The organism is Endozoicomonas sp. ALD040, assembly GCF_049275945.1.
Taxonomy (GTDB): Bacteria; Pseudomonadota; Gammaproteobacteria; order Pseudomonadales; family Endozoicomonadaceae; genus Endozoicomonas_A.
The window spans coordinates 1,536,053-1,545,000 of record NZ_CP184829.1; the positions used below are offsets into that span (position 1 = coordinate 1,536,053).

General features: G+C 48.5%; 4 protein-coding genes and 2 rRNA genes (1 of these 6 cut by a window edge). 2 read left to right on the plus strand and 4 right to left on the minus strand.

Annotation, left to right across the window (positions count from 1 at the left end; translation table 11 throughout):
• Positions 1 to 79: 79 nt before the first annotated feature.
• Positions 80 to 3,190 (minus strand): cytochrome c peroxidase, encoded by a 3,111-nt coding sequence (locus tag ACOJUN_RS04715; protein WP_422135517.1) that lies wholly within the window; start codon positions 3,188 to 3,190, stop codon positions 80 to 82.
• Between the two features lie 229 nt (positions 3,191 to 3,419).
• Here ACOJUN_RS04715 and ahpC point away from each other — a divergent pair, with 229 nt between their 5' ends.
• On the plus strand, positions 3,420 to 3,983 hold the full coding sequence (gene ahpC / locus ACOJUN_RS04720; RefSeq protein ID WP_422135518.1) for an alkyl hydroperoxide reductase subunit C: 564 nt from the start codon (positions 3,420 to 3,422) through the stop codon (positions 3,981 to 3,983).
• Positions 3,984 to 4,055: 72 nt separating this feature from the next.
• Positions 4,056 to 5,645 (plus strand): alkyl hydroperoxide reductase subunit F, encoded by a 1,590-nt coding sequence (gene ahpF / locus ACOJUN_RS04725; RefSeq protein WP_422135519.1) that lies wholly within the window; start codon positions 4,056 to 4,058, stop codon positions 5,643 to 5,645.
• Positions 5,646 to 5,779: 134 nt separating this feature from the next.
• Here the strand turns inward: ahpF and ACOJUN_RS04730 are convergent, their stop codons facing one another.
• The 3 genes from ACOJUN_RS04730 to ACOJUN_RS04740 form a co-directional block, all read right to left on the minus strand.
• The gene (locus ACOJUN_RS04730; RefSeq protein WP_422135520.1) at positions 5,780 to 7,234 is read right to left on the minus strand and encodes an NAD-dependent succinate-semialdehyde dehydrogenase; all 1,455 of its coding nucleotides are present in this window, start codon (positions 7,232 to 7,234) and stop codon (positions 5,780 to 5,782) included.
• A 519-nt stretch (positions 7,235 to 7,753) separates the two neighbouring features.
• Positions 7,754 to 7,869: ribosomal RNA gene (gene rrf / locus ACOJUN_RS04735) — 5S ribosomal RNA — on the minus strand.
• A 217-nt stretch (positions 7,870 to 8,086) separates the two neighbouring features.
• Positions 8,087 to 8,948: ribosomal RNA gene (locus ACOJUN_RS04740) — 23S ribosomal RNA — on the minus strand; it runs 2,605 nt beyond the window's last position.

Below are 8,948 nucleotides of genomic sequence, written 5' to 3' on the forward strand. Positions count from 1 at the left end.
TTTTAAAAAGAATACCGAGAGATAAGATAACTGGAAAAGTTTTTGAGTCTCTCGGGTACCTGTTCGTGCCCGATGGAGGCTACTGATTTAATACTGGATGAAAAACAAGGTGTCGCTGATTAATTCGGGGGTTTTCCAGAACCGTCCTGGCTGAATAAGGCTTTGGCCAGTCAATGACTAACCGATCTACCTTTTCTAATTGTTTTAATCCAAAGTGCTGCTGCCTGGGATTGGTAGAAACGAAGTTATTTTCAAAACGGACTTCACGGAACTGTGTTCCATCCTGACTATACAGCCTTATTTTAGCCCCAAGCGCTTCCGTATTACCGGGAGGGCCGATGAGTCGCACAGAAAGCCAGTGATGATTGTCCGGATTTGAATTGACAAAAAAATCGGGAGAACCTTCCCAGTTACTCACTACGATATCAATATCGCCATCTTGCTGGTAATCAAAACAACTGATTCCCCTGCCATCTATAGCCTTTTCAAGCCCGACTTCCAGAGCCTGTTCTTTAAAGGTCATCTCACCCAAATTAATAAATAGTCGTGCTCTGGATTGTTGAAATTCACTGTGGTTATTCAGAATTTGCGTGGCCAGTGTCTTATAATCTTGGCTGGGATAGGTCGCTGTTTCCGGAATATTACCGTAGCCAGTGGCATGAAAGATATCCAACAGACCATCATTATTAAAATCCGCCGCACAGCTTCCCCAGCCCCAACCACCTTCGCGAAGGCCGGAATTTTCCGTGACATTCCGGAATTGATAGTCACCTTCATTCTGATACAAGCGGTTGCCCGTATAACTGCTGCTTTGACTAAGGCTGAAAATACTGCTTTCAAACCAGTCCAGATCGCCATCATTATCAAAATCCGCAATCGCTGCTCCCATACCAAAACTACCATGGACCTCCCTGATATCGGTGACATCCTGCAACTCAGTGCCGGTATTCTTCCAAAGCTGCGTGGTAAAAAAGTCGGCTGTCATCAGAATATCAGAAATACCATCCTGATTAACGTCAGCAAAATTAGGGGTAAAGGTAAAGTCGTCCCCACCGAATACTGGCGCTTCATGTTTCTGATGAATCAGACCATCATTTAAAGTAATCGGCCCATAACTTTCTCTTAATTCAGGAACTTTAGAATCAGCGGGCTGCATCTGACGATAACCAGAATTGCGCCATATTTGCGGTTGCCTGACCGACTTGTAAGTGCGCCAGAATGCCATCACGGCATCCAGATCACCGTCCTGATCCAGATCACCAAAACTGGCATTCAGTGTCGGTCCCGAGACGTCAGAAAAGACCAGAGACTCAGGGGCTCGAGTAAAATCATAAACCACCTGTGGATAAAATCGTCCATCATTACCCAGGAAAAGATCCGGTTGGTAATCGCCATCAAGATCCCCTACCAGTGGAGTAATCACACCCTTAAGCTCTGCCCCCTTCAAAAGAATGTTTTGCTGCTTGAACTGGCCATTGGACTGCTGGTAATAAACCCAAACTCTATTATCGTTATCAGCGAAGACCAGATCATCCAGACAGTCTCGATTCAAATCTGCGGCGCTCACTCCTCCCCAGTTAATCACATCCATGATCCATCCAGGCTTTATCAGACCGACTTTGCGCCTGTGGTCAATGCCCTTTTCAGCACCTGCTTCTCTGAACCAGAGTCTGTTCTGATTAGTTTTTGCTACCGGGATAACCGCCGGAGTGGCAACACACTTCTCAAACGACGGAGTACGAATTTCGATTTTCTCAACGGTCTGTCTGGGTAAAGCTGATAACTTTTCTGCTGAAGACTCTTCTAAAGAAACTGGCCTGGTAAAAGGCGTCACGATCGGCTGATCATCAATAAACACCTGAAAGCAGGACTCATAGAGCAAACAGGGGTCCGTCAGCGTCTCCAGGAAGGCTGATAGTTGATCTACTTGTTGATCGGAGAGCGCTTCGGGTAAAAGCTTCTGAAAGGGAGATTGCGCTGCTTTTTCCCGAATCGTCGTCAATGAACGCTTCATATAAGCGACATCACTCCTATTACTGTCACCCTTATTGCTGTCAGACAAGCTCTTTTCAGGCTTGTTTCTGATATGAGCTTTAATGGCTTCAGAGAGGGTCGCTGCACTGCCGTTGTGAAAATAAGGGGCTGTCCGTGAAATATTCAAAAGGCTCGGCGTCCTGAATGAAAAAGTGTCAGTGTCAGGTTCGATATTGCTTCTACCGTAGTCCAATCCCCTGCCATTCACCCCAGGACCTGAAGGTTCTATGCCCAGATTGTAGAATTGTTCATCCGAGAAATGACTCCCTGAATGACAGCCTGAACAACCAGCCCCACCCTCACTGACCGCTGTGAAGAACAGTCGGGCGCCCTTCATTTCAGATTCTGACAGCTTATTTTTATTATTGAGGAATCCAAAGAAGCGGTTTTCAATCAATACCAAGTCTGCCTGAAAAGCCGCCAGAGCCTCTGTCAATGTGTCAATTTGAACCACCGCTTCACAGGAAACATTGGCGTCTTGCGGAGAAAAAACGCTTTTGAATTGTCTGCACCACTCATCACTTGAAGCCAGCCGACTCACAATGAGCTGATGTATCTCCAGGTTATTATGACTGGCATCGGACAGCCCCTTCATTTCAAAAGGTGACACCATCGGCAGCCTGGCCTGAGCCTGAAGCAGGCTATGGGTCTGATAACGACTGGTGGGAAGTTCGGAATAACCACCACCGACTTTTATCTTTCGACTGGAAACGTCAGAATCCACATACTGGACCCTACCGTCCCAGAACAAATTCTTTCGATAAAGAGAGACATTGAAAACCGTAGGAGAATTACGTGGAATCAAATGACGAACATAGTCGTCCGGGCTGAGCTTAATTAATTGATCCAATCTCTGCTGCCCGGTCAGAAAAGGATCATCAACGGTCACTCCAACGGGCAGAGCCAGACTGTCTGCCCCAGCCAGCCTCGGGTGATGACAGGTCGAGCAAGCCACTTTGCCATCAAGGCTGAGATCGGGGCTGAAGAAAAGTTTTTTCCCAAGTTGACTGAGGTCTGAATGAATCCCGGGCCCTTCAATATCCGCAATGGGTCTGTCTGATAGCTGATAAGTTTTAAGCCAGTCTTTGAGTACCTCGCCAGGTTGATGATCTTGAGCACCGAGTACGCTTACTGATCCCAATATCAGCGTCAACATGCATCCCTGTCGCACCATAGCCTTCCCTGAGTTGTTTTAAATCGACTCCTTCAAAGATACTGGAACGGGCGAAGAAATATAACCCGCCAGCCGTATAATAGATTAAGACTATTAACAAAATTTGAATGATTAATTATACCAATCAATCAGATCAACATATTCTTTCCATGTCGCCACCGAAAACGGCTGACTAAAAAACAAAATGACTATCAGTAAGAAGGAATAAACCATGTCTCTCATTAATACTCAAATCAAGCCGTTCAAAGCCACTGCTTTTCACAATGGCGACTTCGTTGAAGTGACCGAAGAGAGCCTGAAAGGCAAGTGGTCTGTTGTCTTCTTCTACCCGGCAGACTTCACCTTTGTTTGCCCCACTGAACTGGGCGACCTGGCCGACCACTACGAACAGCTTCAAGCCATGGGTGTTGAAGTTTACTCTGTCTCCACAGACACTCACTTCACTCACAAAGCGTGGCACGACAGCTCTGAGACCATCAACAAGATCAAATACCCAATGATCGGCGACCCAACAGGTCAGATCACTCGCAACTTTGAAGTCATGATCGAAGAAGAAGGTCTGGCTCTGCGGGGCACCTTTGTTATGAACCCCGAAGGTGAAATCAAAGTCGTTGAAACCAACGATTCAGGTATTGGCCGTAACGCTGGAGACCTGGTTCGCAAGATTCAGGCGGCTCAGTTCATCGCAGAGAACCCTGGTCAGGTATGCCCGGCTGCATGGCAACCAGGTGAAGAAACACTGGCACCTTCCCTGGACCTGGTCGGCAAAATCTAAAACGCCCGGGCTCCCTGCCATCACTCAACAGAGGGAGCCTGAACCCAATCGAAACGATCAAGCGAGTCAATCATGTTAGATGCAAATATCAAAAAGCAATTGGAAGCTTACTTTCAGAACCTGAAAACGCCTGTTGAGATCGTTGTGTCTCTTGATGACTCTGCGAAATCACAGGAAATGGCTTCACTGGCTAAAGACCTAGAATCACTCTCCAGCCAGATCACGTTAAGTAAAAACGACAACGATCTGGTAAGAAAACCTTCCATGGCCATTCAAGGTCAGGACAATCGCCCTGCAATCCGCTTTGCCGGGCTACCAATGGGCCACGAATTTAACTCATTGATACTGGCGATTCTGCAGAGCGGCGGTCATCCAGCCAAGCTGGAAGCTGATTTGCTCGAGCAGATCAAACAATTGCAAGGCGATTTCAATTTTGAAACCTATATTTCCCTCTCCTGCCAGAACTGCCCTGAGGTCGTGCAGGCTCTCAACCTGATGGCTGTGCTGAATCCTGGTATCCAGCACACCATGATCGACGGAGCCTTGTTTCAGGATGAGGTGGATGGAAAACAGATAATGGCCGTACCTGCTGTATTTGTTAACGGCGAGCCATTTGGTCATGGTCGTATGAGTACCGCAGAAATCGTTGCCAAACTGGACGTGAACGCTGAAAAACTTGCAGCAGAGGCCATCAACAATAAAGATCCTTATGACCTGCTGATTGTAGGCGCCGGTCCTGCCGGAGCGGCTGCCGCTATCTATGCCGCTCGCAAAGGCATTCGCACCGGTCTGGTGGCCGATCGCTTTGGTGGGCAGGTTATGGATACCATGGCCATTGAAAACTTCATCTCCGTTAAGGAAACAGAAGGCCCGAAACTGGTGGCCAATCTGGAGCAGCACGTTCTTGACTATGATGTGGATGTTATGAGTAACCAGCGCGCCAGCGCCCTGATTGAAAACAACCGCAGTGCCGGAGAACTGGTAGAAATCCAACTGGAAAGTGGCGCAAGCCTGAAAAGTAAAACGGTACTGATGGCAACCGGTGCCCGCTGGAGAGAAATGAATGTGCCCGGCGAGCAGGAATACCGAGGCAAAGGAGTCGCTTACTGCCCACACTGTGACGGACCTCTCTTTAAGAGCAAACGTGTTGCGGTGATTGGCGGTGGTAACTCAGGTGTTGAAGCGGCTATTGATCTGGCAGGCATTGTTGCCCAGGTCACTCTGATTGAGTTTGACAGCCAGTTAAGAGCTGACGAAGTACTCCAGCGCAAACTGCGTTCTCTAAAGAATGTCACTATCATTACCAGCGCACTGACGAAAGAAGTACTGGGCGACGGTAATAAAGTAAATGGCCTGACTTATAAAGATCGTAATACTGACGACGAAGTCAGTTTAGAACTGGAAGGTATTTTTGTTCAGATTGGTCTGGTACCCAATACCGAATTCCTTAAAGGAGCAATGGAATTAACCCCACGCGGCGAAATTGTTGTTGATGGCCGGGGCGAAACATCGATTCCAGGTGTTTTTGCGGCCGGTGACGTGACAACCGCACCTTACAAGCAAATTATTATTGCTATGGGCAGCGGCGCCAACGCCTCGTTGGGTGCTTTTGATTACCTGATCAGAAACAGTTTTGAAGGCGATGCTGCTGTGGCCGCATGATTGACTATGGATTAATCCATTCAATCACTTCTTGCCAGATCGGGCTTAAGCCCGACCGCCAACCTCGGGCTTCCTGATCTGGCACCTTAATCTTCTCTAAACCACCTTTGATGATGTAAGGCTTCTGACTGCTCTCAGGAAGCGTTGATGCCTCCTAACAGTACATATTTCATTTCCAGATACTCGTCCAGACCATACTTTGACCCTTCCCGACCAATACCTGACTCCTTGATGCCCCCAAACGGAGCTACCTCTGTGGATAACACACCCTCATTAACAGCCACCATACCATACTCCAGTGCCTCGGCTACCCTGAATACACGACTAATGTCACTGGCATAAAAGTACGCAGCCAAACCATATTGACTATCGTTAGCCATTTTGACCACGTCCTCTTCGTACTGAAACCGGAAGACAGGGGCTATGGGTCCAAACACCTCTTCCTGATAGCACTTCATCTCTATGGAAGCATCTGTGAGAACAGTTGGCTCGTAGAACAGGCCACCAAGATTATGAGAGCGACCACCTGTGAGCAATCGAGCTTTTTTGGCCAATGCATCATCGACAATACTCCTAATCTTCAGCATTGCAGCCTCGTTGATTAATGGCCCCAGATCAAAGTCTCCGTCCGTTGCGGAACCTACTGTAAGTCTGGAGACTGCCTCGGAAAACTTTTCAATGAACTCATCATAGATACCGTCCTGCACAAAGAGACGATTCATACAAACACAGGTCTGGCCTGAATTTCGATACTTGGAGGCTATGGCCCCCTGAACCGCCTGATCAATATTGGCATCATCAAAAACGATGAAAGGCGCGTTACCACCCAGCTCCATTGAGATTTTTTTAACAGAATCGGCGCATTGCTTCATCAATAACTTGCCCACAGCTGTCGAGCCTGTAAACGACAGTTTTCGTATTACAGAACTACCCGTTAACTCAGCACCAATTGCTTTGGCATCTCCTGTGACAATATTAATGACACCTGCTGGAATACCCGCGCGCTCTGCCAGTTCTGTCAGGCCAAAAGCCGAGAGAGGCGTCAGCTCGGAAGGCTTGATAATAATGGTACAGCCTGCAGCCAGGGCCGGAGCTGCTTTTCGGGTGATCATGGCATTGGGAAAATTCCACGGCGTTATTGCAGCGACCACGCCTACCGGTTCCCGTTTGACCATAATTCTCTGGCTGTTTTTGGTAGCAGGAATCAGATCACCATAAGCTCGTTTGGCCTCTTCGGCGTACCATTCTACGTAAGAAGCCCCGTACGCCACTTCGCTCCTGGATTCTGACAGCGGTTTACCCTGTTCTGCGGTCATCAATGTGGCCAGATCTTCCTTATTATCCAGAATCAATTGGTACCACTTGCGAAGTAAACCCGAACGCTCTGCTGCAGTTTTTGCTCGCCATTCAATAAAGGCTTTTTCTGCAGCCTTTATTGCACTTTGAACATCTGAAGCGCTCAGCATCGGAATGTGGGCAATCACCTTGCCTGTAGCCGGGTTATCAACGGGGAGCGTTTCTATGGCGCTGAGCCAATTTCCATTGATGTAAGCCTGCTGTTTAAAAAGACCAGAGTCGTTCAGGTTCATGGCTAACTCCTTGAAAGTGAATCGTACATCTAAGCACTGACATACAGACACGATCTTGATTGGGCGCTCTGATTATCCTTTCAGAGACCGGGATCTCAGCAACTCAGACATGGATGAACTGTTTGAGCGGAAAGAATAGCCAGACAATCCGTTTTTTTACGGATAGTCTGGCTCAGCTCAACTAAAACAGATACTGAATGGCAACCCAAATTTCTCTTCCGAACCCATTGATTTGCTTTGCACCGGGATAGAATGGATTATGACTGGCAAGGTTCACATGCTAGGAACAGGCTTTATCGAATAAACGAAAGCCCTTTACTTTTAAAAGGTGCCAACAAACAGGTTCTGAACACCGGCTTCCAGATTGTTCCCGACGATTATGTTACATGGGGAAGTCTCGCGCTACCATCGGTAATGCAGCCCGGGCATGTGTCGTTCAACGACCAGTTCTTTTGCAACTTTATAGGGCAAAGCAAAAACCCCAGCCGATCTCTCAACTGGGGTTTTGCTATATTCAATGCCTGGCGATGACCTACTCTCACATGGGGAAGCCCCACACTACCATCGGCGATGTGTCGTTTCACTTCCGAGTTCGGGATGGGATCGGGTGGTTCCAACACTCTATGGTCACCAGGCAAAACTGGTCGAGCCGTTGGCTCTCGAGCTGGAAGCTTTAAGCTGGAGGCTTGAAGCTGTTTCTCGAAAACTAAGGCTCTGGAATCCAAATCTCTTTTAAGCTGTGTCGTCTATTCTTGCTCAACACTCTCGTTCACTGTGTACGGCTTCAAGCTTCCAGCTTCAGGCTTCCAGCTTTTGCTGGCAGCTTCGCTGCGCAAATCGCTTTGGCGTTATATGGTCAAGCCTCTCGAGTCATTAGTACGGGTTAGCTCAACGCCTCACAACGCTTACACACCCCGCCTATCAACGTCATAGTCTTTAACGTCTCTTATGGGCCTTGCGGCCAGGGAAGTCTCATCTTGAAGGGGGCTTCCCGCTTAGATGCTTTCAGCGGTTATCCCGTCCGAACTTAGCTACCGGGCAATGCGTCTGGCGACACAACCCGAACACCAGTGGTTCGTCCACTCCGGTCCTCTCGTACTAGGAGCAGCTCTCCTCAAACTTCCAACGTCCACGGCAGATAGGGACCGAACTGTCTCACGACGTTCTAAACCCAGCTCGCGTACCACTTTAAATGGCGAACAGCCATACCCTTGGGACCGGCTTCAGCCCCAGGATGTGATGAGCCGACATCGAGGTGCCAAACACCGCCGTCGATGTGAACTCTTGGGCGGTATCAGCCTGTTATCCCCGGAGTACCTTTTATCCGTTGAGCGATGGCCCTTCCATTCAGAACCACCGGATCACTATGACCTACTTTCGTACCTGCTCGAGATGTACCTCTCGCAGTCAAGCTGGCTTGTACCATTACACTAACCGCACGATGTCCGACCGTGCTTAGCCAACCTTCGTGCTCCTCCGTTACTCTTTGGGAGGAGACCGCCCCAGTCAAACTACCCACCACACAATGTCCCCGATCCTGCTAAAGGACCTGGGTTAGAACCTCAATATTGCCAGGGTGGTATTTCAAGGTTGGCTCCATGCAGACTGGCGTCCACACTTCAAAGCCTCCCACCTATCCTACACAAGCAACATCAAGATCCACTGTGAAGCTGTAGTAAAGGTTCACGGGGTCTTTCCGTCTAGCCGCGGATAC

Bases quoted from the DNA above. Each gene is read 5' to 3' on its own strand.
- ACOJUN_RS04715 (WP_422135517.1), bottom strand. From the start codon at position 3,190: ATGTTGACGCTGATATTGGGATCAGTAAGCGTACTCGGTGCTCAAGAT.
- ACOJUN_RS04730 (WP_422135520.1), bottom strand. From the start codon at position 7,234: ATGAACCTGAACGACTCTGGTCTTTTTAAACAGCAGGCTTACATCAAT.
- ahpC (WP_422135518.1), top strand. From the start codon at position 3,420: ATGTCTCTCATTAATACTCAAATCAAGCCGTTCAAAGCCACTGCTTTT.
- ahpF (WP_422135519.1), top strand. From the start codon at position 4,056: ATGTTAGATGCAAATATCAAAAAGCAATTGGAAGCTTACTTTCAGAAC.